This is a genomic window from Kitasatospora sp. NPDC057500 (assembly GCF_042802195.1).
Lineage (GTDB): Bacteria > Actinomycetota > Actinomycetes > Streptomycetales > Streptomycetaceae > Kitasatospora.
The window spans coordinates 13,021-37,947 of the sequence record NZ_JBHVER010000063.1 but is presented as its reverse complement, the minus strand read 5'-3'; the positions used below and the strand labels follow the sequence as shown (position 1 = coordinate 37,947).

24 protein-coding genes, 1 tRNA gene and 1 pseudogene are annotated in these 24,927 nt (G+C 73.5%); 5 read left to right on the top strand and 21 right to left on the bottom strand.

Annotated features, from left to right (window positions below):
* Positions 1 to 41: 41 nt before the first annotated feature.
* The 3 genes from ACFU74_RS16255 to ACFU74_RS16245 are packed head-to-tail and all read right to left on the bottom strand — an operon-like array spanning position 42 to position 848.
* Positions 42 to 263, bottom strand: a complete 222-nt coding sequence (locus tag ACFU74_RS16255; RefSeq protein ID WP_380756958.1) for a hypothetical protein — start codon at positions 261 to 263, stop codon at positions 42 to 44.
* On the bottom strand, positions 260 to 448 hold the full coding sequence (locus tag ACFU74_RS16250) for a hypothetical protein (protein ID WP_380756956.1): 189 nt from the start codon (positions 446 to 448) through the stop codon (positions 260 to 262). The genes ACFU74_RS16255 and ACFU74_RS16250 overlap by 4 nt, the downstream gene beginning before the upstream one ends.
* 40 nt (positions 449 to 488) lie before the next feature.
* Positions 489 to 848, bottom strand: a complete 360-nt coding sequence (locus tag ACFU74_RS16245; protein WP_380756954.1) for a hypothetical protein — start codon at positions 846 to 848, stop codon at positions 489 to 491.
* A gap of 127 nt (positions 849 to 975) precedes the next feature.
* Here ACFU74_RS16245 and ACFU74_RS16240 point away from each other — a divergent pair, with 127 nt between their 5' ends.
* Together ACFU74_RS16240 and ACFU74_RS16235 are read left to right on the top strand one after the other, a co-directional pair.
* Positions 976 to 1,821 carry a helix-turn-helix domain-containing protein gene (locus tag ACFU74_RS16240; RefSeq protein ID WP_380756952.1) on the top strand — a complete coding sequence of 282 codons (846 nt, stop codon included), beginning with the start codon at positions 976 to 978 and terminating at the stop codon, positions 1,819 to 1,821.
* The gene (locus ACFU74_RS16235) at positions 1,805 to 2,011 is read left to right on the top strand and encodes a DUF397 domain-containing protein (RefSeq protein WP_380756950.1); all 207 of its coding nucleotides are present in this window, start codon (positions 1,805 to 1,807) and stop codon (positions 2,009 to 2,011) included. The genes ACFU74_RS16240 and ACFU74_RS16235 overlap by 17 nt, the downstream gene beginning before the upstream one ends.
* Before the next feature lie 171 nt (positions 2,012 to 2,182).
* On the opposite strand, the gene ACFU74_RS16230 is transcribed toward ACFU74_RS16235, so the two are convergent.
* From ACFU74_RS16230 to ACFU74_RS16205, 6 genes are all read right to left on the bottom strand, one after another.
* On the bottom strand, positions 2,183 to 4,687 hold the full coding sequence (locus tag ACFU74_RS16230; RefSeq protein WP_380756948.1) for an FtsX-like permease family protein: 2,505 nt from the start codon (positions 4,685 to 4,687) through the stop codon (positions 2,183 to 2,185).
* A complete protein-coding gene (locus tag ACFU74_RS16225; RefSeq protein WP_380756946.1) occupies positions 4,684 to 5,325 on the bottom strand; it encodes an ABC transporter ATP-binding protein in 642 nt (213 codons plus the stop codon). Before ACFU74_RS16225 ends, ACFU74_RS16230 begins: the two co-directional genes overlap by 4 nt.
* A 157-nt stretch (positions 5,326 to 5,482) precedes the next feature.
* Positions 5,483 to 6,133 (bottom strand): dihydrofolate reductase family protein, encoded by a 651-nt coding sequence (locus ACFU74_RS16220; RefSeq protein ID WP_380756944.1) that lies wholly within the window; start codon positions 6,131 to 6,133, stop codon positions 5,483 to 5,485.
* A complete protein-coding gene (locus tag ACFU74_RS16215) occupies positions 6,130 to 7,401 on the bottom strand; it encodes an RNA polymerase sigma factor (protein WP_380756942.1) in 1,272 nt (423 codons plus the stop codon). Before ACFU74_RS16215 ends, ACFU74_RS16220 begins: the two co-directional genes overlap by 4 nt.
* Positions 7,398 to 7,772, bottom strand: coding sequence for a YciI family protein (locus ACFU74_RS16210; RefSeq protein WP_380756940.1), 375 nt, complete (start codon positions 7,770 to 7,772; stop codon positions 7,398 to 7,400). Before ACFU74_RS16210 ends, ACFU74_RS16215 begins: the two co-directional genes overlap by 4 nt.
* A gap of 154 nt (positions 7,773 to 7,926) precedes the next feature.
* Positions 7,927 to 8,490 carry a CGNR zinc finger domain-containing protein gene (locus ACFU74_RS16205; protein ID WP_380756938.1) on the bottom strand — a complete coding sequence of 188 codons (564 nt, stop codon included), beginning with the start codon at positions 8,488 to 8,490 and terminating at the stop codon, positions 7,927 to 7,929.
* A 104-nt stretch (positions 8,491 to 8,594) separates the two neighbouring features.
* On the opposite strand from ACFU74_RS16205, the gene ACFU74_RS16200 reads away from it, so the two are divergent.
* The gene (locus tag ACFU74_RS16200) at positions 8,595 to 9,443 is read left to right on the top strand and encodes an SDR family NAD(P)-dependent oxidoreductase (protein ID WP_380756935.1); all 849 of its coding nucleotides are present in this window, start codon (positions 8,595 to 8,597) and stop codon (positions 9,441 to 9,443) included.
* Between the two features lie 174 nt (positions 9,444 to 9,617).
* On the opposite strand, the gene ACFU74_RS16195 is transcribed toward ACFU74_RS16200, so the two are convergent.
* Positions 9,618 to 10,511: a sigma-70 family RNA polymerase sigma factor gene (locus ACFU74_RS16195; protein WP_380756932.1), complete on the bottom strand. Its 894-nt coding sequence runs from the start codon at positions 10,509 to 10,511 to the stop codon at positions 9,618 to 9,620.
* Positions 10,512 to 10,607: 96 nt separating this feature from the next.
* On the opposite strand from ACFU74_RS16195, the gene ACFU74_RS16190 reads away from it, so the two are divergent.
* Positions 10,608 to 11,090 (top strand): carboxymuconolactone decarboxylase family protein, encoded by a 483-nt coding sequence (locus ACFU74_RS16190; protein WP_380756929.1) that lies wholly within the window; start codon positions 10,608 to 10,610, stop codon positions 11,088 to 11,090.
* Positions 11,091 to 11,109: 19 nt separating this feature from the next.
* On the opposite strand, the gene ACFU74_RS16185 is transcribed toward ACFU74_RS16190, so the two are convergent.
* Positions 11,110 to 12,060, bottom strand: coding sequence for a hypothetical protein (locus ACFU74_RS16185; protein WP_380756927.1), 951 nt, complete (start codon positions 12,058 to 12,060; stop codon positions 11,110 to 11,112).
* Positions 12,061 to 12,144: 84 nt separating this feature from the next.
* On the opposite strand from ACFU74_RS16185, the gene ACFU74_RS16180 reads away from it, so the two are divergent.
* The gene (locus tag ACFU74_RS16180; protein WP_380756925.1) at positions 12,145 to 13,704 is read left to right on the top strand and encodes a PLP-dependent aminotransferase family protein; all 1,560 of its coding nucleotides are present in this window, start codon (positions 12,145 to 12,147) and stop codon (positions 13,702 to 13,704) included.
* A 66-nt stretch (positions 13,705 to 13,770) separates the two neighbouring features.
* Here the strand turns inward: ACFU74_RS16180 and ACFU74_RS16175 are convergent, their stop codons facing one another.
* The 10 genes and pseudogenes from ACFU74_RS16175 to ACFU74_RS16130 all read right to left on the bottom strand — a co-directional run bounded on the left by ACFU74_RS16175 (position 13,771) and on the right by ACFU74_RS16130 (position 24,449).
* A complete protein-coding gene (locus tag ACFU74_RS16175; RefSeq protein ID WP_380756923.1) occupies positions 13,771 to 13,971 on the bottom strand; it encodes a DUF6126 family protein in 201 nt (66 codons plus the stop codon).
* Positions 13,972 to 14,002: 31 nt separating this feature from the next.
* Entirely contained in the window at positions 14,003 to 14,674 is a 672-nt protein-coding gene (locus ACFU74_RS16170; RefSeq protein ID WP_380756921.1) for a helix-turn-helix domain-containing protein, read from the bottom strand.
* Between the two features lie 71 nt (positions 14,675 to 14,745).
* Positions 14,746 to 16,458: a pyruvate dehydrogenase gene (locus ACFU74_RS16165; RefSeq protein WP_380756960.1), complete on the bottom strand. Its 1,713-nt coding sequence runs from the start codon at positions 16,456 to 16,458 to the stop codon at positions 14,746 to 14,748.
* 296 nt (positions 16,459 to 16,754) lie between these two features.
* Complete coding sequence (locus tag ACFU74_RS16160) at positions 16,755 to 19,220, bottom strand: glycoside hydrolase family 65 protein (protein WP_380756918.1); 2,466 nt, start codon at positions 19,218 to 19,220, stop codon at positions 16,755 to 16,757.
* Positions 19,217 to 19,978 carry an HAD family hydrolase gene (locus tag ACFU74_RS16155; RefSeq protein ID WP_380756916.1) on the bottom strand — a complete coding sequence of 254 codons (762 nt, stop codon included), beginning with the start codon at positions 19,976 to 19,978 and terminating at the stop codon, positions 19,217 to 19,219. The genes ACFU74_RS16160 and ACFU74_RS16155 overlap by 4 nt, the downstream gene beginning before the upstream one ends.
* Positions 19,979 to 20,068: 90 nt before the next feature.
* Entirely contained in the window at positions 20,069 to 20,854 is a 786-nt protein-coding gene (locus ACFU74_RS16150) for a VOC family protein (protein ID WP_380756913.1), read from the bottom strand.
* 190 nt (positions 20,855 to 21,044) lie between these two features.
* Positions 21,045 to 21,506: an SRPBCC domain-containing protein gene (locus ACFU74_RS16145; RefSeq protein WP_380756911.1), complete on the bottom strand. Its 462-nt coding sequence runs from the start codon at positions 21,504 to 21,506 to the stop codon at positions 21,045 to 21,047.
* Positions 21,507 to 21,613: 107 nt separating this feature from the next.
* Positions 21,614 to 23,305 carry an LCP family protein gene (locus tag ACFU74_RS16140; RefSeq protein ID WP_380756908.1) on the bottom strand — a complete coding sequence of 564 codons (1,692 nt, stop codon included), beginning with the start codon at positions 23,303 to 23,305 and terminating at the stop codon, positions 21,614 to 21,616.
* 375 nt (positions 23,306 to 23,680) lie between these two features.
* A tRNA-Lys gene (locus tag ACFU74_RS16135) sits at positions 23,681 to 23,753 on the bottom strand.
* Positions 23,754 to 23,825: 72 nt separating this feature from the next.
* Positions 23,826 to 24,449: pseudogene (locus tag ACFU74_RS16130) on the bottom strand (isochorismatase family protein).
* Between the last annotated feature and the right edge of the window lie 478 nt (positions 24,450 to 24,927).

Here is a 24,927-nt window from a genome sequence, read left to right as displayed (position 1 = left end):
CAGGAAGTCGGACGGGCCGACTTCCTGCGCCGGGTAGGTGGTCAGTTGCGGTGGGTGTGCCAGTAGTGGTGGAGGGCGCGGGCGAGAGCGGAGTTGGTGAGGAGGGTTGCCGCGCAGAGGAGCAGGAGGAAGAGGAGGTTCGCCGTACCCGGGGCGCGGGGGTGGACGAGGCGGGTGGCGAGGGCGGCCGTCGTCGCGCCGGCCGCCACGGAGGCGGCCGAGGTGGCGAGGAGGAGGGCCCTCGGGGGTCGGGGGTGGCTCACAGGGTGGTGGCCTGGCTGCGGGGCGGGGTGAGGGAGACGTATTCGGGGCGGGTCGTCCACTCGATGCCGCCGCCGACCGGGCGGAGGTAGAGGCGTCCGCCGATGGTGTCCATGTAGACGCCGGTGCGGTGGGTCCGGCGGTCGTGGACGAGTTGGCCGGGGGTGGGGGCGGGGTGCTTGGGCATGTGGTGCGGTCTTTCGGGTGCGGGCCGGGGGGCTGGGGGGTCAGGGCCGGGGGAGCCGAACGGTCACCAACCGTCCGGTCGCGGCGACGACTTGGGCTTCGATGGGGATGCCGTCGGGGGTGTTGAGAGTGAGGGCGAGGCCGGGCGCGGGGCGCCAGGGCTGCTGTTCGGCTTCGCGGCGACGGGCGCGGACACCGTCGCGGATCACCTCGGTGAGTTTCCGGACCAGGAAAGTGGGGGCGGCACCGAGGTCGATGAGGACGATGCCGGTGACGGAGGCGCAGTTCCAGTCGATACCAGTGGAGGGGAGGGCGGCATCGGCGGCCGCGAGCGTGGCCCTGAGGTCGTCGAGGGCGTCGGCGGCGTCACGGCGGTCGTCGGCGGTGATCTTTCTGAGCATGGAGGGCATGGGGCAGCTCCGGATTCCGGGGGGGCGCATTTCGCGATTCCTCCTCCAGGATCGGACAGGGAGACTACGCTGAGAAGCCAATCGGTCACAGCAAGTTGATTGTGGAGACGGAGTGCCCATGGCAACCCCGAACCAGCTGCCGCCCGGCAAGACTCCGAGGGAGTACTACGGCAGTGAGCTGCGGCGTCTCAGAGAAGCCGCAGTGCCGAAGATGTCGCAGGACAGGCTCGGCGCACTGACGTTCGTGTCCGGTTCGTACATTGGACAGTTGGAGAACGCTCAGCGGGCTCCGCAGCTGGATCTCTCGATTCGGATCGACGTGGCCCTCGACACCGATGGGGCGCTCGAACGCCTTCATGAGTTGTTGGAGTATTCGCGCTTCGCGGACTACTTCCAGGAAGCTGCCGAGCATGAGGGCCGTGCCGCGTCGATTTGTGAGTTCGCCGGGCATGTGGTGCCGGGTCTCCTACAGACGCCGGACTACGCAAGAGCGGTCTACCTGGCATCACAACCGCTACTCATGGACGGCGATCTAGAGGAACTGGTCGCCGCGAGGATGGAGCGACAGAGGCTGGTCAACGACCCAACAGGGCCGGAGTTGTGGTTCATCCTGGATGAAGCCGTGATCCGTCGACCTGTCGGAGGCCATCAAGTGATGGCCGATCAACTCAACCACATCGCCGCGCTGATGAAGCGGCGGCGCCTGATCGTTCAGGCCCTCCCCTTCGATGCCGGCGCCCATGCTCTCTTTGGCGGAATGATGTCATTGATGACCTTCGCGGATGCCCCACCGCTGGTCTACCAGGAGGGCCAGTACGCCGGTCAGTTGATCGATGACAATCGCTTGGTCGCCAGATGCCAGCGGGCATACGATCTCGTTCGGGCCGCCGCATTGTCGCCGGAGGCGTCCCTGGACCTGATCCTCTCGGCGGCGGAGGTCCACAAGCATGCCAAAGAGCGATGACCGCCCCTCCCAGTGGCGGAAGAGCAAATACAGCAACGGCGACGGTGGCTCCTGCGTAGAGGTCGACGACGCCAACCCCGGGCGCGTCAGGGACTCCAAGGACCCCAACGGGCCAGCACTTGCCTTCACCCCCGGCGCCTGGAACGCCTTCGTGAGCGCCGTGCGGGATGGGGAGTTCGGCGGCGTCTGATTCGGCACACAAGCAACCCTTGATCGACCAGTTCGCCTTCCTCTTCTCCGCTTGCCTCGTCGGTGCACCGACGAGGCAAGCATCGAACCCCCTGGCTTTGGGCGGGTCCGCTACTTCCATGACGGGTTGCCAACATCTGGGCTGTGGGCAACCCCAAGCGCTACCCGGTACTCAGCCGTTCGTCCGAAGCCTTCTTCCGGACGGGGCGAGGAAGGGGCTCAGGATGACGCTCAGCATGATGGGGCCGATGATGAAGGCGCTGAGGGGGGCCCACGGGACGGCGATGGCGATGTCGTAGGGCCACAGGCGTGAGGCGCCGATGACCAGTCCCGCTACAGCACCGCACAGCGCGGACAGCAGCGCGATGACCGTCGACTGCCAGGCGGTGATGCGCCGACGCGACGCCGGCGGGAAGCCCATCTCGAAGAGTTTGCGCAGATCGGGCCGCAGCTCCTGAGCGGAAGCCGACAGCGCGAGCAGGATCGAGACGGCCGCGGCCACCGAGCCGAGGGACAGGGCCAGGTACCACTTGGTGGGCACGACTCCGCTGGGGCCGCGTTCGATTCGTACGTCGGTCACGGGGATCCCCAGCGGTTCCAGCACCTTCGCCAGGCGTGCCGTCGTGTCCGCGGGCGGCATCGTGCCACTCGTGATCATGACGCTGGAGATCCTCACCGTCGCCCCGAGTTCCCGCGCCTTGCGGCTGGACAGCAGTGCTCCGGCCCGTCCGATGGTGGTGGCGTCCGTCCCGGAGGCGAGGGCGATGCGGTCGACTCGCAGGGCGGTCGGGCTCATGACGGTGGCGACGCCATCCTGTTGGTAGGCGGGGTGCAGAACGAGGAGGCCGTCCTCCGAGATGACCCGCCATTCCGGCTCGGTGGGGGTGCGTCCGGTCACCGCGCGGAACTCCTCCGGGGTGTCGACCGCTCCGACGGGACGGTCCCCGTACTCGATGCGGGAGTTCCCCACCGTCGTGCGAGCGTCGGGAGGCCCGGCGATCCGCCAGACCGGCACGCTCAGGCGACTTGCTCCGGCGTTCCCGGAGGGGGGCGGAGCCTCGGTGACGTCCTTCACCTCGGCCAGGTGCACACGGGGGCCGAACTCCGCCGCGAGGGCCTGGGAGACCGCGGTGACGTCGTCGGTGTGCCGCAGCAGGACCTCGATCTGCCCGAGGTGGCGCGACCCCACATGGCTGTTGCGTTGGTCCTGGACGCTGCTGGCCAGGATCACCATGGTGGCGGTGCTCGAAGCCACCGCGAAGATGCCGATCGACACCGCGGCGACCGGACGCCGGGGTTCGCGGGCGAGGTTGCGCAGTGAGATCCGGAGGGTGGCGGAGGCCGGGCCGGCCGCGCGGGCGAGCAGCCGCAGGCTCCCGGGCACGGCTCCGAGCAGGACCAGGAACAGCCCCACGGACCCGGCCGTGGCCAGGAGGGAGGAGTCGGCGCGCGAGGAGATGAGTACCGAGGTCGCCAGGGCCGCCGCGGCCAGACCGCCGCCGACGGCCACCAGGCGCAGTCGCCACGAGCCGCGGTCCCGGCTGGGGGCCTGGACCCGCTGGGCCACCGGCCGGCGCTGGGCGAGCCTGGTCGGCCACCAGACGGCCACCACGGCGCACACCGCGCTCAGCAGCAGAAGCGCCAGTCCGCGCCCCCAGGGCAGGACGACCGGCGAGAGGTCCTTGTGGACGACCGCCCGAAGCAGGGGGCGGGCGAGCATGCTCAGGCCCGTTCCGACGGCGTACCCGACGGTGGCCCCCCACAGGGCGGCGGTCACCCCGGCCAGGCGGCAGGTGGTGAGGATCCAGCGGCTGTCCAGGCCGATCGCGGAGAGCAGTGCGAACTCGTGCTGGAGGCGGCGCATTCTGATGCTGAACGCGGCCGCGGCGCCGACGCTCACGAGCAGCACACCGGGGATCATGACGACGCCGGGTTCGCTCTCGACCATGGACCTGGCGGCGCGGACGTCCGCCCGGGTGCGGACCAGGAGTCCGGCGTCGCCTGCGGCAGCGACGAGCGGAGCGAGCTGTCCCGGGTCGGAAGCGGTCACCAGCCACGTGGACTGGGTGCCGTACTCGGCGGCGTGAAGAGGGTCCTTCCAGGCGGCGGCCTGGCCGGGAGCGGCCATGACCCGTTGGGCGAGGTGGCCTTGGGGGATCCTGACGACGCCGGTGACGCGGGCCGCGTCGGCGGACCAGCGGCTCCGGACGCTGTCGCCGATCGCGAGGTGCCAGCGTGCGGCGAGCCGCTCGGTGACGGCCACTTCGCCGACCCTCGTGGGGAGGGCGCCGGACCGCACCTCTACGGCGGCCCCGCCCGGTCCGTGCTCCCAGTCCGTCTCCCGGTAGCCGACGAGAGTCGTGGTCCCTCCGACGAACATGGGGTACTCAAAGGAGTCCACCTGTTCGACGAGGGCGATTCCCTGGCCTCCGGGGAGAGCGGAGACCCGTTCGGCCGTCGGCGGCACGTCTCCGGGCAGGATCAGAGCAGAGGCGGACCCCATCTGGTCGGTCGCCCGCTGCTCGGCGCTCGCGGTGATCCATTGCAGCGAGCCGGCCGAGAGCGCGGCCAGGAGCACCGGCACGGCGAACAGGCCGAGCAGCATCGCCCGGCGCCGTCCACGACCGATCACCACGCGCCAGGCAATGGAGAGTTGAAGGGCTCGGGTCCGGTTCACGCTCGGGCCGCCTCGGTGCCGGCCGCCGTGTCGTCCGCGTCCGCACGCCGCCCGTCGCGGAGGGTCACGACCTGGGAGGCGAAGGCCAGGTTCGCGGGATTGTGGGTGCTCAGAACGACGGTGGTGCCCTCACCGCTCAGCCCGCTCAGGAGTTCCATGATCTCGCGGCCCGTCGCCGAGTCCAGCGCGCCGGTGGGCTCGTCGGCGAGGACGATCTCCCGCTCCCCCACCACCGCCCGGGCGATGGCCACCCGCTGCTGCTGCCCGCCCGACACCTCGCTCGGGAACCGGTCACCGAGACCGCCGAGCCCCACCCTCGCCAACGCCTTCGCCGCGGCGTCGCGGGCGGCTCGCCGGGCAACTCCGGCGCCTTCCAGGGGAAGTGAGACGTTCTCCAGCAGCGTCAGGTCACGAAGCAGATTGAAGTCCTGGAACACGAAGCCGATGCGGGTCAGCCGCATCCGGGCCAGCTCCTTCTCCGAGGCGGCCGTCATGTCCGAGCCGAGCACGGACAGTTCTCCGCTGTCGGGGCGGTCAAGACCGCCGATCAGGTTGAGCAGGGTGCTCTTCCCCGATCCACTGGCACCGACCAGCACCGCCAGTTCCCCCGCTTCCACGGTCAGGGAGACCCGGTTCACGGCGTGGACCGCTTCGCCCCCGCTCCGATAGATCCTGCTGACACCAACCGCTTCGACCGCCGACATCCCGCGCCCCCTCCTGCGTCCGTGTCACTTCTACACGGGCAGCGCCCCCGGGAGGTACCCCGTTCCTCCCGGGATTGCCGTTCCGTAGCGGCTACTTGCGCCAGAAGAGGTGGTGGGTCACGCCGCTCGGGCTGGGGACGACGTCCAGGTGGAAGCGGTCGCGCAGTTCGTCGGGGGACTCCCACAGCTTCAGGCCGGAGCCGAGCCTCACGGGGGAGACCGCGATGTGCAGGGTGTCCACGAGGTCGGCGTCGAGGAACTCGCGGATGGTGGTCACCCCTCCGCCGAGGCGGACGTCCTTGCCTTCGGCCGCCTCCTTCGCCCGGGCGAGCACCTCGGCCGGGTCGCCGTCGACGAAGTGGAACGTCGTGTCGGACAGGGTGATCGACGGCCGCCCGTGGTGGGTCAGGACGAAGACCGGGGTACGGAACGGGGGCCGGTCGCCCCACCAGCCCTGCCACTCGTGGTCCTGCCAAGGCCCCCTCTGAGGACCGAACTTGTTGCGGCCCATGATCTCGGCGCCGATGTTCCGGGCGTAGTCGCGGGTGAGGTAGTCGTCGAGGCCCCGGCTGCCGCCCGGGTCGGTCCGCATCGGCCAACTGGCCGTGGCGCCGGCCCAGGAGAACAGGCGCTCGGCGTGGTCGAGGCCGAAGGGGCGCTCCAGGGTCTGGTCCTCGCCGGCGCCGGCGGCGATGCCGTCCGCCGAGATGTTGAAGTTCTGGACCCGCAGGAGTTGGGTCATGCGTTCCTCCAGTGTGCGGCGCCCGCCTCGAGGCGGCGGGCGTGTTCGGTGAGGTGGCGGCGTTCCGGGGCGCTGGTCGCGCGGCGGGCGGCTTCGCGGTAGACGTCCGCCGCCGTCGGGGCGCCGAGGAGTTCCAGGAAGTGGGCGCGGGTGGCGAACAGCCGGTGGTGGCGGGCGAACCGCTTGTCTGCCTCCAGGGGGGCGAGCGCCGCCAGCCCGGCCCGGGGGCCCTCGACCATCGCCAGGGCCACCGCCCGGTTGAGGACGATGAACGGGTTCTCGCCGAACCGGGCCAGCAGGTCGTAGAGCGCCAGGATCTGCGGCCAGTCCGTCGACTCGGCGTCCGGTGCCTCGTCGTGGACCGCCGCGATCGCCGCCTGGATCTGGTACGGCCCCGCCTGGCCGCGCGGCAGCGTGCGGCTGATCAGCTCGACGCCCTCCGCGACGAGGGCCGGGTTCCACAGCGAGCGGTCCTGCTCCGCCAGCGTGACCAGTTCCCCGCCCGCCCCCGTGCGCGCCGGGCGGCGGGCGTCGGTGAGCAGCATCAGGGCGAGCAGTCCGGCCGTCTCGGCGTCGTCCGGGGCGAGCCGCAGGAGCAGCCGGGCCAGGCGGATCGCCTCGCCGGACAGTTCGGGAGCGGTGAGGTCGTCGCCGGTGCTCGCCGTGTAGCCCTCGTTGAAGATCAGGTAGAGCACCTGGCGGACGTCGGCGAGCCGTTCCGGCAGCTGCCGGTCGGGCAGTCCGGCACTCCGCACGGTCTGCTTGGCCCGGCTGATCCGCTGCGCCATCGTCGCCTCCGGCACCAGGAACGCCGCCGCGATCTGCGCCGTCGTCAGACCGCCGACGGCGCGCAGGGTGAGCGCGATCCTGCTGGGCGCCGACAGGTCCGGGTGGCAGCAGAGGAACAGCAGGTGCAGCGAGTCGTCCCGGCCGGCGGCGGGCGCCGCGTCCGGCGGGGGGCTGAGCAGCGCCGACTGCGGCGTGGCGAGGGCCAGCGCGTCCTCGCGCCGCCGGCGGGCCGCCTCGCTGCGCACGGCGTCGGTCAGCCGCCGGCCGGCGACCGTCACCAGCCAGCCGCGCGGGTTCTCCGGCACCCCCTCGGCCGGCCACTGGGTGGCGGCGGCCAGCAGCGCCTCCTGCACGGCGTCCTCGCACGCGTCGAACTGCCCCCGCCCGCACCGGCGCACCAACGCCCCGAGGGCCTGCGGCGCGAGGTCGCGCAGCAGGCCCTCCAGGCCGCCGGTTCCCGGCCGCCCGCCGCCGCTCACACGGCCGCCGCGTCGGAGGCGGGGGACTCGTGCAGGATCGGCCACAGCTCCACCGGCTCGACGTCCGCGAACGGCATGTCGGCGGCGATCTCCTGGGCGCGCTCCAGGCTCTCGCAGTCCAGCAGGTAGAAGCTGGCGATGTACTCCTTGGTCTCCAGGTACGGCCCGTCGGTGACCGCCGGCAGCCCGTCCGCGCGCCGCACCAGCTGGGCGGCGGCGGCGTCGGCGAGGCCGTAGGCGCCGATCAGCTCGCCGGTCTCGCGGTACCTGGTGTTGAACGCCTCCTGCCTGGCGATCGCGGCCGGCCACTCCTCGGCCGGGAACGAGTCCCACTTGGCCTGGTTGCCGTAGATCATCGCGACGTACTTCATCTCGGGTGTCCTCCCGTCCCGTGCGCCCCTTCCGGCGCGCTCTCACCCCTTGGTCGGAGCGGGGCCGGGGGCCTCGACATCCGCCGGAAAGATTTTTCCGACATCCTTCCGCACGGCGGTGGAGGGGGCGCGGGGAGGCGCGGCAGGGCGGTGTCTAGCCCTCCTGGCGCCGGCGCGCGCGGTAGTTGCGCATGGACACCTGGGAGCCGCAGCCGGGGCTGCAGTACAGCCCTCCCCCGTTGCGGGTGCGGTCGAGGAAGCCGAAGTGGCACGGGGGGTTCCGGCACGCCTTGACGCGTCCCCAGTCGCCGCTCCGGGCGAAGGTGGTCACCGCGGCCAGCACGGTTCCGAACACCCGCTCCACCCCCGCCTGCGTCGACGCCAGTTCGACACCGCCGGCCGTGACCACCGTCGCCAGCGGGTAGAGCGAACCCGCCCGCCGCAGGTGCCGCTCGGCGCGCCGCAGCGGCTCGCCCAGGCTCTCCTCGTCGCCCGAGTGCGCGAGCAGCACGGTCACCAGGGCGTCGCGCAGCTCGCGCGCGGCGGCGGCGTCGGCATCGGTCGCCACGGTCTCGCCGCCCGGCTCGTCGCCGAACTCGTCGTACTCCGCCAGCCACGCCGTGAACGAGTCGCCGTCCCCGAACGACTCCTGCCGACCGGTCCCGTCCGCGCGCGTGTTCACGAACGCGAGCACCGTCTCCACCGCCGTGCTGCCCATGCCCTCACCCTACCCGAGTCAGAAGATGCGCTAACCGGTCTAACAGGCAACCGCTAGCACCATTCGCCTTGACTCGTTGCGAGCTAACTCATTACGGTCGCAACATGACCAAGGAATCCAACCAGCAGACCCGTCCCCGCACCTGGCTGATCACCGGCGCGACGTCCGGCATCGGCCTCGAACTGACGCTCCAGGCGCTGAAGGGCGGCGACACCGTCGCGGCGCTCGCCCGCGCCACCGCCCCCCTGGACGAACTGGCCGGGGCGCACGGCGAGCGACTGCTCGCCATCGAGGCGGACGTGCGTGACGAGCAGGCCGTCCGGGCGGCGGTGGACCGCGCCCTCGCGCGGTTCGGCCGCATCGACGTGGTGGCCAACAACGCCGGCTACGGACTGTTCGGAGCCGTCGAGGAGGCCTCCGACGCGCAGGTCCGCGCCGTGTTCGACACCAATGTCTTCGGGGTGCTCAACGTGCTCCGCGCGACGCTGCCGGTGCTCCGCGCCCAGCGGTCCGGGCACATCCTCCAGGGCTCGTCGATCTACGGGCAGTCCGCCCACCCCGGTGTGGGGCTGCTGGCCGCGACCAAGCACGCGGTCGAGGGGCTGTCGGAGGCGCTGGTCGCCGAGGTCGCACCGCTCGGTGTCAAGGTCACGCTCGTCCAGCCCGGGCTGACCGCGACCCCCTTCCTGGCCAACCTCGACGTCGCGGCCGGCCTGGCCGACTACGACCCGACCGTCCGCGAGGTCCAGAAGGGCATCGGAGCGCTGCCGGCGTCCGCGTTCTCCGCCGCCGCGCGGATCGCCGAAGGCATCCGGGCCGCGGTCGACAGCCCCAACCCCCCGCTGCGCCTGGCCCTCGGCACCTCCGGCGCCGCGGGGATGCGCACCGCGCTGGAGGCCCGCATCGCGGACCTGGACGGCTGGAAGCACCTGACGGACGCCGTCGACAGGTAGTTGCAGGGGTGTGCGGGGCTCCGTTCGGGGGCGGGGATTCGGGGATCGTCGGCGGGACGGCGGTGCGAAGGGGACCGGCGGCCGTGACGAGGACGGCCGTGCGCCGTGACCGCCGTGGGCGGGCCGCTGAGCGCCGCCCGGGGGCTCGCCCCCGGACGGCGGGCGGGGCCGGCGTCAGGCCGCCGTGAGGCCGAGGCGCTCCAGGCGCCCGGGGTCGGTGAAGATGTTCAGCTCCACGACCCTGCCGCCGCGCACGGTGAACGCCGCGAGCGCGACCGGGCGGCCGTCGACGAAGGTGGCCACCGCCGGCTCGCCGTTGACCAGCACCGGGCGGAACTCCCCGGCGAACTGCGCGCCGAACACGCTCGCCCCGGCCGCGACCTCGGTCGCACCGCGCCGGAAGGTGGCCGGGCGCAGGGTGCCGCCGTCGGAGCGGGCCACCACGTCCGGGTCGAGGACGGTGAGCAGCGCGTCGAAGTCCCCGCCGCGGGCGGCGGCCAGGAACGCCTCCACCACCTCGCGGCGCAGTGCCAGGTCGGCGTCCGGCGCGGGCGCGGCGCCCTGGACTCGGCGGCGGGCCCGGCTGGCGAGCTGGCGGGTGGAGGCGGAGGTACGGCCGAGGATCGGGGCGATCTCGTCGAACGGCACCGAGAACAGGTCGTGCAGCACGAAGGCCAGCCGTTCCGCCGGGGCCAGCGTCTCCAGGACGATCATCAGCGCGATGCCGACCGAGTCGGCGGTCAGGATCTCCTGTTCCGGGTCGACGGCCGACGCTCCCCCGATGATCGGATCGGGCAGCCGGACCGGCCGGCCGTCCCGGTCCTGGAGGGGGTCCTCGCGCCGGGCGGCCCGGGAGCGCAGCAGGTCCAGGCAGACCCGGCCGACCACGGTGGTCAGCCAGCCGCCCAGGTTGGCGACCTGGCCGACGTCCGAGCGGCTCAGCTTGAACCAGGTCTCCTGGACGGCGTCCTCGGCCTCGCTGAGCGAGCCGAGCATCCGGTAGGCGACCGCCCGGAGGTGGGGCCGGTGCGCCTCGAACCGCTCGGCCAGAAAGTCTTCCCCGTTCATCCGTCACACCCTCGCGTCGGCATCCGTCAGTTCATTGACGGACGTTAACCGCTCCGCGTGACGACAGCGCGGGCAGCCCGATCGGGAGGATCACCGATGACCACTCAGACCACCGCCCGCACCGCCCGGATGAAGAACCCGGCGATGGTCCTGCCGGACGCGATGAAGGGCATCCAGGCCGTCTACCAGGCGGTGCACCGGGGCGGCGTCCCGCAGCGGACCATGGAGCTGGTCCACCTGCGGGCCAGCCAGATCAACGGGTGCAGCGCCTGCGTCTTCGGGGGCGTCGCCGGGGCGAAGAAGGCCGGCGAGACCGACGAGCGGCTGCACGCGGTGGCCGCCTGGCGGGAGGCGCCGTTCTTCAGCGAGGAGGAGCGGGCCGCGCTCGCGCTGACCGAGGCCGCCACCCGGATCGCCGACCGCTCGGGGCAGGCGGTGCCGGACGACGTCTGGGACGCGGCCACCGACCACTTCACCGAGGAGCAGCTGTCGGCGATCATCCTGATGATCAGCCTGACGAACTTCTTCAACCGGATCAACACCACGATCCAGGAGCCCGCCGGGGCGACCTGGGGCTGAGCCCCTCCCCCGGCGGGGGTCAGGGCCGGCGGGGGCCGCGGGCGGACGGGGACGGGCCGCCGGAGGGGCGCGGGCGCGGCGGACGGGGCGGGCGGGCCGGGCCGAGCGCGGCCTGGCGGCGCTGGATCTCCCGCCAGACCCGCGGCGGGCAGGGGCCCTGCGGGTGGTCGGAGAGGAAGCTCTCGTACGGCACCCGGCGCGGCGTCATCCCGATCTCGACCCAGGACGGCTTGCCGGTGCGGTCCCAGCCCTCGTTCTCCATCCGCATGTAGTCGTCGCGGTGGTCCTTGTCCTTGCTGGTGATCTGCAGGACCTCCGCGTACCCGGCCCGGGCGCCCACCACCACGCAGTAGTGCCGGGCCGCCTCCGCGCGGTCCCGGAACGGCACCATCGCCACCCACACCTCCCCCGCCGCCGGGCGGGTGACGGTGGCGGTGCGCGAGGAGGAGCGGTCCGAGGACGGCGCCGCCCCCGTCCAGCGGGGCCGCGGACGCTCCACCGGGTCGCCGGCCCAGGAGCGGACGCCCAGCCGCCACAGCCAGGCGAACCCGCCCACCACCAGGCACTGCAGGGCGTAACCGTTCGCCGCGGCCGGATCCAGGTCGGCGCCGAAGACCTCCGGCACGAGGTACGCGCCGACCAGGTGGGCGACCAGCGAGCACGCGGCGGTCAGCACGACCGCCCGCACCGGCACCACCCAGCGGGCGACCGGCCGCCGCCGCCGTCCCGCCTGCCAGTCGACCAGCAATGCGACCGCGTACGCGATGCCGACCAGGATCGCCATCTGCCCGGCCGTGGCGTGCTGCGGCGGGGTCTGCGCCCGCATCAGGGCGGGGACCACGACCGGCACGGCGAGCGGATAGCCCAGCAGCGCACCGAACACCGGCAGCAGCAGGACGGCCAGGCACCCCCCGCGCCCCGGCCGCCGTCTTCTCTGCTGAACCGCAGAACTCCCGTACTGGTACGCCATGTTCGCCACCCCCACCGCGGTCGTGCGTCCGGCGCAATGTATCGGACATCCGGGGGCCGCGGGGGGTGCGGCGATAATCCCGCCATGAGCCGCCCCCGAACCACCCCCGGCCCCGGCCCGGACGCCGCCCGAGGCACCGCCGGCGACTCCGGCCCTGACTCCGACCAGGGCTCCGGCCAGGGCTCCGGCCAGGGCTCCGGCCGCTGGACCGCTTTCGGCGGCGATCTCCACCTCGACCTCGGCGAACGGCGCGCCGCGGGGGCCGGGCTGCGCGCGGCGCTGGAGGACGCGCTGCGCGAGGCCGTCCAGGACGGGCGGCTCGCGCCCGGCACCCGGCTGCCGTCCTCCCGGGCACTCGGCGAGGACCTCGGGATCGCCCGCAACACCGTCGTCGAGGCGTACGGTCAGCTGACCGCCGAGGGCTGGCTCAGCTCGCGGCAGGGCTCCGGGACGACGGTCGCCGAACGCGCCGCGTCCCGGCCCGCCGGCCGCCCCGTCGAGGTGCGGGCGGGCCGCCGCCCCACCGGGCGGCACGACCTGCTCGCCGGGCGGCCCGACCTCTCGCTGTTCCCCCGCAGCGCCTGGCTGGCCAGTGCCCGCCGGGCGCTGGCCGTGGCGCCGCACGAGGCCTTCGACTACGGCTCCCCGCTGGGGCGGATCGAGCTGCGGCGGGCGCTCTCCGACTACCTGGCCCGGGTGCGGGGCGTGCGCACCGATCCGGAGCGGCTGCTGGTCTGCGCCGGCTTCGGCCAGGGCCTCGGCCTGCTGGCCGCCGCGCTGCGCGAGCGCGGGGCGGGGCGGGTGGCCGTCGAGGGGTACGGGCTGCCGCCCCAGCGGGAGGTCCTGCGGGCGGCCGGGCTCGGCCTCGCGCCGCTGCCGCTGGACTGCTCCGGGGCGCGGACGGACCTGCTGGCGGAGCTGTCGGGCGCGCGGACGGCGGAGCGGCTGGGGGCGGTGCTGCTCACCCCCGCGCACCAGTTCCCGACCGGCGCGGCGCTGGCCGCCGAGCGCCGGGCGGCGGCCGTCCGCTGGGCCCGCGAGCACGACGGGTACGTGGTCGAGGACGACTACGACGGCGAGTTCCGCTACGACCGGCAGCCGCTCGGTGCGATGCAGGCGCTCGACCCGGACCGCGTGGTCTACGGCGGCACCGCCGCCAAGAGCCTGGCGCCCGGCCTGCGGCTGGCCTGGCTGGCGCTGCCCGACGAACTGGTGGAACCGGTCGCCCGGCGCAAGGCGCTGGCGGACACCATGAGCCCGGTGCTCGACCAGCTCACCTTCGCCGAACTGATCACCTCGGGCCGGTACGACCGGCACGTCCGGCGCTGCCGGCTGCACTACCGGCGCCGCCGGGACCAGTTGGTCGCGGCCCTCGCCGAACGGGCCCCGCACGTGAAGGTGACCGGAATCGCCGCCGGGCTGCACGCCGTCCTCGAACTGCCGCCCGGCTCCGCCCCGGAGGCGGAACTGGTGGGCCGCGCCCGCGCCGCCGGCCTGGTCCTCACCGGCCTCGGCTGGTACCTCACCGGGCACCCCGCGGCCCCGGGCGCCGCGCCGTCCCTGGTCGTCGGCTACGCCACCCCGCCCGACCACGCCTTCCCCGCCGCCGTCGACGCCCTGTGCGAACTGCTGCGCACGGCCTGAAGGCGGCCGGAACGGGCCGGAGGCCGCCGGGGGCGGTGCCTCGGCGGCCGGGGTTCGGCGGGGCGGCTACTTGTTCCGGCTGCCCAGTTCGAACAGGAGGATGATGAAGCCGGCGAAGGCGTGGATGCCGGCGGTGTAGATCACCAGACGGTGGTAGACGCGGCGGTTGGCCCACTTGCCCGCGTCGATGGTCTTCGGGGAGTTCGCGGCCCTGGTGTCCGGAGCGGGCAGCACGGTCGGGGCGGGGGTGGTGGCGGGCTCGGCCATCGGGTTCTCCTCCGGGTTTCCTGACGTCGGGTCAGTGGTGCGGGGCGGCGGGGCCGCCGCCGAGGCAGAGTTCGCCGCCGGGGCTCTGCAGCAGCGTGTGCATGAAGAGCAGTTCGACCCCGGACGAGGAGTCGGCGGCGATGCAGTGCGGGGTGAGCGAGTCGAAGTGGGCGGAGTCGCCCTCCTCCAGCAGGTGGACGCGTTCGCCGAGGGTCAGCTTCAGCCGGCCCTGGAGGACGTACAGCCACTCCTCGCCGGGGTGGACGCGGACCACGGCGTCCTGCACGCCCGGGGGGACGTGCACGCGCAGCGCCTGCATCGCCCGGCCGGGGGCTCCGGCCCGGCGGTAGCCCCAGCCGCCGGCGCGGCCGGGTTCGATCGCGCCGCCGCGCACCACCGGGTCCGGCTCGGTGAAGGTCTCGCCGAGCAGGCCGGAGACGGAGGTGCCGTAGGCCCGGGCGAGGCCGAGCAGGACGGGCAGCGAGGGCTGGCGGCGTCCGGTCTCCAGTCGGGACAAGTAGGCTGGGGAGAGACCGACCCGGGCGGCGGCGACCTCCAGGGTGAGGCGGCTGCTGAGCCGGTGGTCGCGCAGCCTGGCGGCGAGGCCGGCCACCTCCTGCGTCTCGTGGTCGCCGACGGGGGCGGCGGCGGGAGCGACAGGGGCGGCGGACGCCTCGGGCGGACCGGCTGGGCTGGTGGTCATGTGTCCAGTGGACACCCCACGTGCCGCGTGGGCAATTTTTTTGCCCCACAGGCAAGGCCGCTATCGGGCGGCTACGGCCGGGGAATGTTCCTGAGGTTGGACCGGGCCAGGTCGATCATCCGGCCGACGCCGCCGGAGAGCACCGTCCGCCCCGCGGCCAGCGCGAAGCCCTTCAGCTGGGCGGCGGTGATGTGCGGCGGGATGGACAGCGCGTTCGGGTCGGTGACCACGTCCACCAGCGCCGGACCCGGCCGCTCCAGCGCCTCCGCCAGCACCTCCCGCACCCGGGCCGGCTCGGTGACCCGCTTGGCGGGGATGCCCATCGCCCGGGCGATCCCGGCGTAGTCGACGTCGCCGTTGTCGATCTCCGACTCCGGGTAGCCGGAGACCAGCATCTCCAGCTTGATCATGCCGAGCGCGCCGTTGTTGAAGACCACCGTCTTCACCGGCAGCCGGTGCCTGGCCACCGTCAGCAGTTCGCCGAGCAGCATCGACAGGCCGCCGTCGCCCGCCATCGCCACCACCTGCCGCCCGGGGAAGGCGAGCTGGGCGCCGATCGCGTGCGGCAGGGCGTTGGCCATCGAGCCGTGCAGGAAGGAGCCGATCACCCGGCGGCGGCCGTTGGGCTGCAGGTAGCGGGCGGCCCAGACGTTGTTCATGCCGGTGTCGACGGTGAACACCGCGTCGTCGGCGGCCACCTCGTCCAGCACCGAGGCCACGTACTCGGGGTGGATCGGCAGGTGCTTGTCGATGTCCCGGGTGTACGCGCCGACCACGTCCTCCAGGGCGCGGCAGTGGCGGCGCAGCATGTCGTCGAGGAAGGAGCGGTCGGTCTTCTGCTCCAGCAGCGGCAGCACCGCGCGCAGGGTGGCGGAGACGTCGCCGTGCACCGCGAGGTCGAGGGCGGTGCGGCGGCCGAGCCGGGTGGCGTCGTGGTCGACCTGGACGGTGCGGGCCTGGGGCAGGAAGGAGTCGTACGGGAAGTCGGTACCGAGCAGGACGACGACGTCGGCGGAGTGCAGCGCCTCGTGGCAGGCGCCGTAGCCGAGCAGGCCGCTCATCCCGACGTCGTACGGATTGTCGTACTGGATCCACTCCTTGCCGCGCAGGGAGTGGCCGACCGGCGCGTGCAGGGTGGCCGCGAGCTCCATCACCTCGGCGTGCGCCGCGCGCACGCCGGCACCGCAGAACAGGGCGACCCGGCGCGCGGCGTCGAGCGCCCGGGCGAGCTCCTGCACCTGGGACCAGGGCGGGGCGGCGACGGCCTGCTCGGTGAGGAAGTGGCCGACCCCGGTGGGGTTGGCGGCGGAGAGCGCGGCGACGTCGCCGGGGAAGGCCAGCACGGAGACGCCGTGCGCGCCCAGGGCGTGCTGGATCGCGACCCGCAGCAGGCGGGGCAGCTGGCCGGGGGTGGAGAGCATCTCGCACCAGCTGCTGCAGTCGGTGAACACCCGCTCGGGGTGCGTCTCCTGGAAGAAGCCGGTGCCGATCTGGCCGGACGGGATGTGCGAGGCGAGGGCGAGGACGGGGACGCCGCTGCGCTGGGCGTCGTAGAGGCCCTGGATGAGGTGGGTGTTGCCGGGGCCGCAGGAGCCGGCGCAGACCGCGAGGCGGCCGGTCAGCTCGGCCTCGGCGGCGGCGGCGAAGGCACCCGCCTCCTCGTTGCGCACGTGCACCCAGGTGATGCCCTCCGTCCGGCGGATCGCGTCCACGACGGGGTTGAGGCTGTCGCCGACCACGCCGTACACCCGTTCCACCCCGGCCTCCCGGAGCACCGCCACCATCTGCTCGGCCACACTCACCACGGGAGATCTCCTGACGCCGGGGACGCGCGACGGACACGCGACACCAGCACCGTGCGACGGCGGCGGGCCCCCCGCACCCGGGGTGGGCCGGACGGGTGAGGGGTCGGGGGCGGCCTCCGGCCGGGTGAGGCCGGCGGGGCCGGCGGGGCCGGCGGGGCCGGCGGGGCCGGAGCAGAGGGCCAGGAGAGGGCGGCACGCGTGGGCGGGAGCGGACCACGGCGGCGGGCCCCCCGCACCCGGGGTGGGCCGGACGGGTGAGGGGCCCGCCGCCCTCGCTACTCGGCGGCGAGGTGGTCGGGGCCGGAGGTGATGCGGCCGGTGGGGAGTCCGGCCTGGGCCTGGCGGCGGGCCGGCTCGCGGCCGGGGGGCTGGCTGCAGCGCTCCTGGGCGGGCGGGGTGGTGGTGGGCACCGTGACCGGGCGGCCCGCCTTCACCTGGACCGTCTCGCCGTCGTGCCGCAGGTGGATCACCTCGCCGCGGCGCAGCGTGTACGTGGTCTCGTCGTGGTCGATCCGCACCGCCAGCAGCTGCCCGCGGACCATCATCGAGAAGCCGAGCCGCATGATCCCGGTGGGCAGCCGGGGCCGGAACCAGAGCACCTCGCCGTGGTCGCGCAGCCCGCCGAAGCCGGCCACCAGGGCGATGCAGGCCCCGGCGAGCGAGGCCATGTGCAGGCCGTCGCGGGTGTTGCCGCCGAGGTCGTGCAGGTCCATCAGGGCGGCCTCGGCGGTGTAGTCGTACGCGAGGTCGAGCTGCCCGACCTCGGCGGCCATCACCGCCTGGGTGCACGCGGAGAGCGAGGAGTCGCGGACGGTCAGCCGCTCGTAGTAGGCGAAGTTGCGGACCTTCTGCTCGTCGGTGAAGGCGTCGCCGCGGACCTGCATGGCGAGCACCAGGTCGGCCTGCTTGACCACCTGCTTGCGGTACAGGTCGAAGTACGGGTAGTGCAGCAGCAGCGGGAAGTTCTCCGGCGGGGTCTTCTCGAAGTCCCAGACCTGGTGGTCGGTGAAGCCGTCGGCCTGCGGGTGGACGCCGAGGTTCTCGTCGTACGGGATGAACATCGCGGCGGCGGCGTCCCGCCAGGCGGCGGTCTCCTCGGTGTCGACGCCGAGCCGGGCGGCCTCGCGCGGGTGGCGGGCGGCGGCCTCGGCGGCGGCGCGCAGGTTCGTCTGCGCCATGAGGTTGGTGTAGACGTTGTTGTCGGCGATGGCGCTGTACTCGTCGGGGCCGGTGACGCCCTCGATGCGGAACCGGCCGACGGCGTCGTGGTGCCCCAGCGAGCGCCACATCCGGGCGGTCTCGACGAGCAGTTCCAGCCCGTAGTCGCGCTCGAACTCGGAGTCCCCGGTGGCCCGGACGTAGCGGGCGGCGGCGGCCGCGATGTCGGCGCCGATGTGGAAGGCGGCGGTGCCGGCCGGCCAGTAGCCGGAGCACTCCTCGCCGCGGATCGTCCGCCACGGGAACACCGCGCCGGCCAGGCCGAGTTGGGCTGCCCGGTCGCGGGCCAGCGGAAGCGTGGTGTGCCGCCAGCGCAGCGCCTGGTTGACGGCGGCGGGCAGGCAGTAGGTGAGCACCGGCAGCACGAAGGCCTCGGTGTCCCAGAAGCTGTGGCCGTCGTAGCCGGGGCCGGTCAGCCCCTTGGCCGGGATGGCGCGTTCCTCGCTGCGGGCGCCGGCCTGGAGCACGTGGAAGACGGCGAACCGGACGGCCTGCTGGAGTTCGACGTCACCCTCGATCTCGACGTCGCTGGTCTCCCAGAACTCCTTGAGGAAATCGGCCTGTTCGGCGACCAGGCCGTCCCAGCCGGTGTACCGGGCGGCGGTCAGCGCGGCCTCCACCTGGTCCCGGACGGCCGGCAGCGAGCGGGTCGCCGACCAGCCGTAGGCGATGAACTTCACCAGCCTCAGCTTCCGGCCGGGGTGCAGCACGGTGGTGACGGTGATCCGGCTGTGGTCGGCCTCCGACTCGGCGACGGTGTCCAGCCGCTCCGGCCCCTCGATCACGTGGTCCATGCCGGCCGCGACCCGGATGCCGCTGTACCGGGTGCGGTGGACCAGCACGCCCTTCGTCCCGCCCGCGTGGTGCGCCTCGGCGAGCAGCGGGGCCTCCAGCACGGCGGCGGCCCGCGGGTCGCCCTCGGGGCCGCCGGGCAGCTGCTCGTTGGCGACCAGCTCGCTCTGCAGCACGATCCGCACCGGGCCGTCCACCGCCTCGACGGTGTACTCGACGGCGGCGACGGCCCGTTGGGTGAGCGAGACCAGCCGGGTGGAGTCGACCTTGATGGTCCGTCCGGCCGGGGAGGTCCACTCGGCGGAGCGCCGCAGCACGCCCTCGCGGAAGTCCAGCCAGCGGCGGTGGCTGAGCAGTTCGCCGTAGCGCAGGTCGAAGGGCTCGTCGTCCACCAGCAGCCGGATGATCTTGCCGTTGGTCACATTGATGACGCTCTGGCTGGACTCCGGATAGCCGTAGCCGCCCTCGCCGTACGGCAGCGGGCGCAGCTCGAAGACGCCGTTGAGGTAGGTGCCCGGCAGGCCGTGCGGCTCGCCCTCGTCGAGGTTGGCGCGCAGGCCGATGTGGCCGTTGGAGAGCGCGAAGACGGACTCGGCGCGGGCCAGCGCGGTGAGGTCGAGGCCGTGTTCGGCGACCTGCCACGGGTCGACGGCGAAGGGCTGCTCCTGGCGGTCCTTCCGCTCCTTGCGCTCCTGGCCCTCCTTGCGCTCCTGACGCTCCTGACCGGTCATGCCGGCGCCTCCTCGGGGTGGTCGGGGATCAGCTCGGCGAGGTCGCGGACGACCACGGTGGCGCCGTCGCGGCGCAGTTCGGCGGCCTGGCCGGTGCGGTCCACGCCGACCACCGCGCCGAAGCCGCCCGCCCGGCCGGAGGCGACCCCGGCCAGCGCGTCCTCGAACACGGCGGCGTGCGCGGGCTCGACGCCCAGCGCCCGGGCGGCGGCCAGGTAGGTGTCCGGCGCGGGTTTGCCCGGCAGCCCCTCGCGCTTGGCGACCACACCGTCCACGATCACGTCGAAGAAGCCCTCGATGCCCGCCGCGCGCAGCACGTCCCGACAGTTGGCGCTGGACGAGACGACGGCGGTGGGCAGCCCGAGCGCGCGCAGCCGCCGCACGTAGGCCACCGAGCCGTCGTACGGGGCGACGCCCTGCTCGCGGATCATCCGCAGCACGGTGTCGTTCTTGGCCCGGCTGACGCCGTGCACGGTGCGGGCGCCCGGCGGATCGGCGTCGGTGCCCTCGGGCAGCTCGACGCCCCGGCTGCGCAGGAAGGAGCGGGTGCCGTCGAGTCTCGGCCGCCCGTCCACGTAGGCGTCGTAGTCGGCGACGGCGTCGAACGGGGTGAACGGCCCGGCGGTGCGGGCTGCTTCGGCGCGCAGGAAGGCGTCGAAGGTGTCCTTCCAGGCCGCGGCGTGCACCGTGGCGGTCTGGGTGAGCACCCCGTCGAGGTCGAAGAGGAAAGCGCGGATGTCGTCCGGTAGCCCCAGCATGGGTGCAGTCTTACCCGTCCGCGCGCGGCGTACCGCCCATTCCCGGCGGCGCGTCGCGGGAACGGGCGGTCCGCCGGCGGCGGCCGGGGCTCAGGGCGAGTCCGGGGTGGAGGTGACCGCGAAGGCCGCGCCCTGCGGGTCCCGCACCACCGCCATCCGCCCGGCCTGCATGTCGAACGGCGGCTGGATCACCGAGCCGCCCGCCTTGACCAGGGCGTCCACCGTGGAGTCGGTGTCGTCCACCGAGAAGTAGGTCATCCAGTGCGAGGGGGTGCCCGGCGCCAGGTACTCGGCGACCGGCTGCATGCCGCCCACCGTGTGGTCGCCGACGTTGAGCGAGTAGAAGCCCTCCATGCCCTGGATGGTCCCCGGGCGCAGGCCGAACGCCTGCTGGTAGAACCGGCCGGCCGCGCCGGTGTCGGTCGTGTTGAGCTCGTTCCAGACCAGTGCGCCGGGCTCGTTGACGATGCCCGCGCCGATGAAGTCCAGCTTCTGCCAGACGCCGAACACCGCGCCGGTCGGGTCCGCGGCGACCAGCATCCGGCCGGTGCCGCCGACCTCCATCACCGGATAGACGATCGTTCCGCCCGCCCCGGCGACGGCCTGCGCGGCGGCGTCGGCGTCGTCCGCGGCGAGGTAGGTGGTCCAGGTGACCGGGGACGGCGGCTGCCCCTCCTGGGTGGAGCGCGCCATGATCCCGGCGACCGGCTTCCCGTTCAACGAGCACACGGAGTAGCCGCCGTACTCGGGCGGGCCGACCTCGCCCTGCCAGCCGAACAGGTCGCGGTAGAAGTCGAGCGCGGCCTGCTGGTCGCTCGTCGTCAGGTCCACCCAGCAGGGGGTCCCGGGCTTGTACGGTGCGGTGACTACGGGCATTCCTGGGCCTCCAAGCGATGGTCGTCCGCCGGGCGGGCCGCCAAGGGCGCGGGCCGCTCGGCCGCGCGGCCGACGGCCGTACACCGCCCACCTTCGCCGCGCCTCCGCGATCCCGCCACCGGACGGCGTCCCGGCGGGTCGCCGTCCGCCCGGCGGTCGCCTGCGGGGGTACGGGCGGGGGTGCGGGCGGTCACGGCGCGTGGTGGTGGCCGCCCTTGGTGAAGAGCGGCTGCGGCTTGCCGCTCTGCGCGTAGTCCTTCAGCCGCACGACCAGCTGCGCCCAGGTGCCGGCCACCATCGGCACGCCCTCCTCGCTGCCGGGCTGCCAGCCGCCGTGCCGCAGCAGCAGCCGGGTGCGGTGGCCGGGCTCGCCCCGCTCGTCGGGCCGGTCGGCGAGGTCCCAGCTGATCCAGGTGCCGGCCCAGTGCGGCGGGAAGGCCCCGGCGTTCGCCCACACCACCCGGTCCGGAGCGGTGCGTTCGCGGCGCAGCCGGTACGGCTCGGGGACCCCGGGGAAGCCGAACAGCAGCACGTCGTCCTCCCGCTCCACGTCGGTGGTCCACCAGGAGGTCAGCCCGTCGTGGGTGGTCAGCGCGGCCAGCACGACGGCACGCGGGGCGGCGATGTCGAGCTCCAGGGCGATCTCGGCCATGGTTTCCGCCTTTCGGGCCTGCTGCTCCCCCCCGGGCGTGTCCGACAGGCCCACCATGGCACGGGCCCGGGGACGGCGCGCCCCGGGCCCGTGCGGCCGGTGGCGGATCAGGGGTAGGTGGTCTTCTCGCAGATGTCGTCGTCGGCCGAGCGGGCCTTCTCGGTGACGCTGGGGGGCAGCGAGGGAGGCACGGACGGGGTCGCCGAGGTGCCGCCGGAGGCACTCGGTGCGACCGCTCCCCCGTTGGCCGCCGCGAAGTCCTTGCCGACGATCACGGTGACGCCCGCCGTCCCGCCGGGCCCGACACTCGCGCCGGGGAACAGGGCGGCGACCTTCTCGGCGTTCGCCTTCTGCCCGGCGGCGTACTGGACCATCGTGGTCGCGTACTTCAGGTTCTTCGCCGGCCCCACCGCGGTGGCGGTGAACCTGGCCGCCTTGAGCTGCTCGGCCGCCGTGTCGGCCATGCCGGCGGCGGAGGTGCCGTTGAAGACGGACACCTTGATGCTCTTGTTGACGGTGTCGCTCGCGAGCGGGGAGGCGGGGACGGACTCGGCGACGGTGGTGACCGGGGCGGTGGTGGCCGGGGCGGTGGCGGCCGGGGCGGTCGGCGAGGGCGCCTCGGCGGGCTGCTCACCGGTGGCGTTCTGGCCGTCGATGGTGCGGTCGGCCCTGACGGCCGCCCAGAGCTTGTCGGCGTCCGCCGTGACCAGTTCCAGATCGTTCTTGTGGAAGCGCCAGGGCGGGGTGACGAACTTGATGTCCTGCAGGTCGATGTCCTTCAGCGAGAGGGCGAAGGACATCAGCTTGTCGACCGTCCCGAGCCCCTCGTCGACGCGCAGCGACTTGGTGGCCGCGTCGGCCAGCGGCAGCAGGTTCGTGGGGTTGAGACCGCGCTGCTTCACCGCGCTGATCATCGAGCCGACGAAGGCCTGCTGGCGCATCATCCGGCCGATGTCCGAGCCGTCGCCGAGGCCGTGCCGCAGCCGGACGTAGTCGAGCGCCTTCTGGCCCTCCACCTTCTGGCGCCCGGCGGGAAGGACGACGCCGCCCTTCCTCCCGAGATTCGGGTTGATGTCGCCCTCGTGGATCTCCTTGGGCAGGCAGACGTCGACGCCTTGCACGGCCTTGGTCATCGCCGCGAACCCCTGGAAGTCGACCACCATGGTGTGGTCGATCCGGATGCCGGTGATCTTCTCCAGGGTGTTCTGCGTGCAGGCGGGGTTGCCCTCCGGGTAACCGCCGGTGGAGAAGGCCCCGTTGAACAGGACGTCCTCGCCCTTCTGCTCCTTGGTCCACTTCCCGTCCGGCTTCTTGCACGGCGGGATCGTCACGATGGCGTTGCGCGGCATCGAGATGCCGACGGCGTGCTTGTGGTCGGCGTAGACGTGCAGGAGGATCGTGGTGTCCGAGCGGGCGCCCTCGGAATCGCCGCCGCCGAGGTCGGAGTTGGCGCCGCCGCGGCTGTCCGAGCCGATCAGCAGGATGTTCACCGGCTTGTTGCCGTTGGCGTCGGCCTGCGCCTCCGGCGGGCGGTCCTTGCTGAAGGCATCCGGGTCGATGGTCTTGATGTTGCCGTTCAGCTTGTAGTAGATCAGCCCGCCGGTGCCCGCCATCAGGACGAGCACGCCGGCGGCGGACCAGGCGACGATCTTCTTGGCGCCCCACTTGGGCTTGCGCGCCGCCGCCCGGGCCGCGGCCCGGCCGCCGGGAGCCGCCGGAGGCGCTGCCTGGCCGGCGCCCGCCCTGCCCTGGGCGGCGCGGCGGGCCTCGGCGCGGCCGCCCGGACGGGGCGGGGGCACAGCGGTGGCCTTCGCCCCGTCGGCCGTGAGCGCACCGGGCGCGTCGTCACCGCGAGCCGGACCTTCGCCCCATTGACCTGACATGCATATGACCTTTCACCACCGGACACCGCGCCCCCCTGCATCCGGACGCGCTGCACACAAAGAGACGGCCGAGAAAGCCCCGAGGTTGCACATACGACGGTCGCAATACCCTACGAACGCCCCCGAGATGACATCCCCCACGGCCCCACGGCAGGCCCCTCGTCCCCCAGGAGGCCAGCTCTCGGATCATACAAACCGATGATCCTGCCGAATCGTTCCGCGCCCGGCGGCGTCCCGGGAACGGCGGAGGCCCGGGTCGGTGGTGGTCCGGCCCGGGCCTTCGCGTGTCGGTGGGGCGCCAGGGGCTCGAACCCTGAACCCACGGATTAAAAGTCCGCTGCTCTACCCATTGAGCTAGCACCCCGACACCGTGGACATCATGCCAGACCGGGCCGTCCCGTGCGGACGAATACGGGCCCGCCGACCGGGGCGGCCGTCACGAGAACAGCCCCCCGACTGTGGTGACGCGGGCGCAGCGCTCGGCGGCGCAGGTGAGCGGCGAGCGGTGGCACTCCGGGGAGAAGTCGGCGGTGGCATCGGCGACGAGGAAGACCTGGATGTCGTTGCTGAAGGCCTCGACGGCGGTGGCCGGCACGCCCGCATGGGCCTAGACGCCACAGAACACGAGCTGGTCGCGACCGGCGTCGCGCATCCGCCGGACCAGGTCGGTCCGGAAGAAGGCGCTGTAGCACCACTTGGCGAAGCAGCCAGTCCTGTTCGGCGGGTGCCGGCGCGTCCATCACCTGCCGGTCCTCCGGGGCAGGGCGCATGCCGGGCCCCAGAAGTCTCTGAGCAGGCCGCGCCGTTCGCCGGTCATGCCGCCCGGCTGGACAGCGTAGGCGACCGGGACGCCCAACGCGGCACAGCGGCCCCGCAGCCGGGCGGAATTGCGCGCCAGTTCGGCGCAGGTGGGGTCGGGTACGGGGTCGAGGAAGCAGTGCTGCATGTCGTGGACGAGGAGGACGGCGCGATCGGGCTCGGCGGTCCAGGACACGACGGCGGGCGGCAGGTCGTCCTCGCCAGGCAGCGGGTACGGCGGGATGGCAGGTACACCGGTCATGGCTCCGGTTCCTTGCGTGATGCCCGGCGCCGGAAGGGCCCTGGCGAACAATCACCGGACCGGTTCACGAACGTCCGCTGCGGCCCTGCCTGTCCGCGCTCCGATTCGGGTCCCGGGTCTCGAAGATCTCGATGCGGGCGGCGGTCCTCCGGAGATCCTGCGCCAGCGCCGGACGCCCCCGCGGCAGCCACCGGTGAACCGGGGAACACCAGCGCCCGCCCCGGGTACGGCGGAAGCAGGAGACCGGCCTTGTCCGCCCTCGTCACCGCAGACACCGCCCCCACCCTCGACGGCAACGGCTCGGCCTGAACGCGGAACCGCCCCCGGACGAACCCGGGGCCGGCCGCAACCAGCCCTCCCGCTACGCACAGTGCCACCGCCCTCACCCTCGGGCGAACTTGAACCGAGCTGCTGAACAGCGCCGCCCGTCCGGGCCGTGCGCTCACTGCGGATGCGTCCCGCCCGGCGCCCGGGCGGC

Excerpts from the sequence above, each read along its gene's own strand:
- ACFU74_RS16250 (WP_380756956.1), bottom strand. The coding sequence starts at position 448 with ATGCCCAAGCACCCCGCCCCCACCCCCGGCCAACTCGTCCACGACCGC.
- ACFU74_RS16245 (WP_380756954.1), bottom strand. The coding sequence starts at position 848 with ATGCTCAGAAAGATCACCGCCGACGACCGCCGTGACGCCGCCGACGCC.
- ACFU74_RS16240 (WP_380756952.1), top strand. The coding sequence starts at position 976 with ATGGCAACCCCGAACCAGCTGCCGCCCGGCAAGACTCCGAGGGAGTAC.
- ACFU74_RS16235 (WP_380756950.1), top strand. The coding sequence starts at position 1,805 with ATGCCAAAGAGCGATGACCGCCCCTCCCAGTGGCGGAAGAGCAAATAC.
- ACFU74_RS16220 (WP_380756944.1), bottom strand. The coding sequence starts at position 6,133 with ATGACCCAACTCCTGCGGGTCCAGAACTTCAACATCTCGGCGGACGGC.
- ACFU74_RS16210 (WP_380756940.1), bottom strand. The coding sequence starts at position 7,772 with ATGAAGTACGTCGCGATGATCTACGGCAACCAGGCCAAGTGGGACTCG.
- ACFU74_RS16205 (WP_380756938.1), bottom strand. The coding sequence starts at position 8,490 with ATGGGCAGCACGGCGGTGGAGACGGTGCTCGCGTTCGTGAACACGCGC.
- ACFU74_RS16200 (WP_380756935.1), top strand. The coding sequence starts at position 8,595 with ATGACCAAGGAATCCAACCAGCAGACCCGTCCCCGCACCTGGCTGATC.
- ACFU74_RS16195 (WP_380756932.1), bottom strand. The coding sequence starts at position 10,511 with ATGAACGGGGAAGACTTTCTGGCCGAGCGGTTCGAGGCGCACCGGCCC.
- ACFU74_RS16190 (WP_380756929.1), top strand. The coding sequence starts at position 10,608 with ATGACCACTCAGACCACCGCCCGCACCGCCCGGATGAAGAACCCGGCG.
- ACFU74_RS16185 (WP_380756927.1), bottom strand. The coding sequence starts at position 12,060 with ATGGCGTACCAGTACGGGAGTTCTGCGGTTCAGCAGAGAAGACGGCGG.
- ACFU74_RS16180 (WP_380756925.1), top strand. The coding sequence starts at position 12,145 with ATGAGCCGCCCCCGAACCACCCCCGGCCCCGGCCCGGACGCCGCCCGA.
- ACFU74_RS16175 (WP_380756923.1), bottom strand. The coding sequence starts at position 13,971 with ATGGCCGAGCCCGCCACCACCCCCGCCCCGACCGTGCTGCCCGCTCCG.
- ACFU74_RS16170 (WP_380756921.1), bottom strand. The coding sequence starts at position 14,674 with ATGACCACCAGCCCAGCCGGTCCGCCCGAGGCGTCCGCCGCCCCTGTC.
- ACFU74_RS16165 (WP_380756960.1), bottom strand. The coding sequence starts at position 16,458 with ATGGTGGCGGTGCTCCGGGAGGCCGGGGTGGAACGGGTGTACGGCGTG.
- ACFU74_RS16160 (WP_380756918.1), bottom strand. The coding sequence starts at position 19,220 with ATGACCGGTCAGGAGCGTCAGGAGCGCAAGGAGGGCCAGGAGCGCAAG.
- ACFU74_RS16155 (WP_380756916.1), bottom strand. The coding sequence starts at position 19,978 with ATGCTGGGGCTACCGGACGACATCCGCGCTTTCCTCTTCGACCTCGAC.
- ACFU74_RS16150 (WP_380756913.1), bottom strand. The coding sequence starts at position 20,854 with ATGCCCGTAGTCACCGCACCGTACAAGCCCGGGACCCCCTGCTGGGTG.
- ACFU74_RS16145 (WP_380756911.1), bottom strand. The coding sequence starts at position 21,506 with ATGGCCGAGATCGCCCTGGAGCTCGACATCGCCGCCCCGCGTGCCGTC.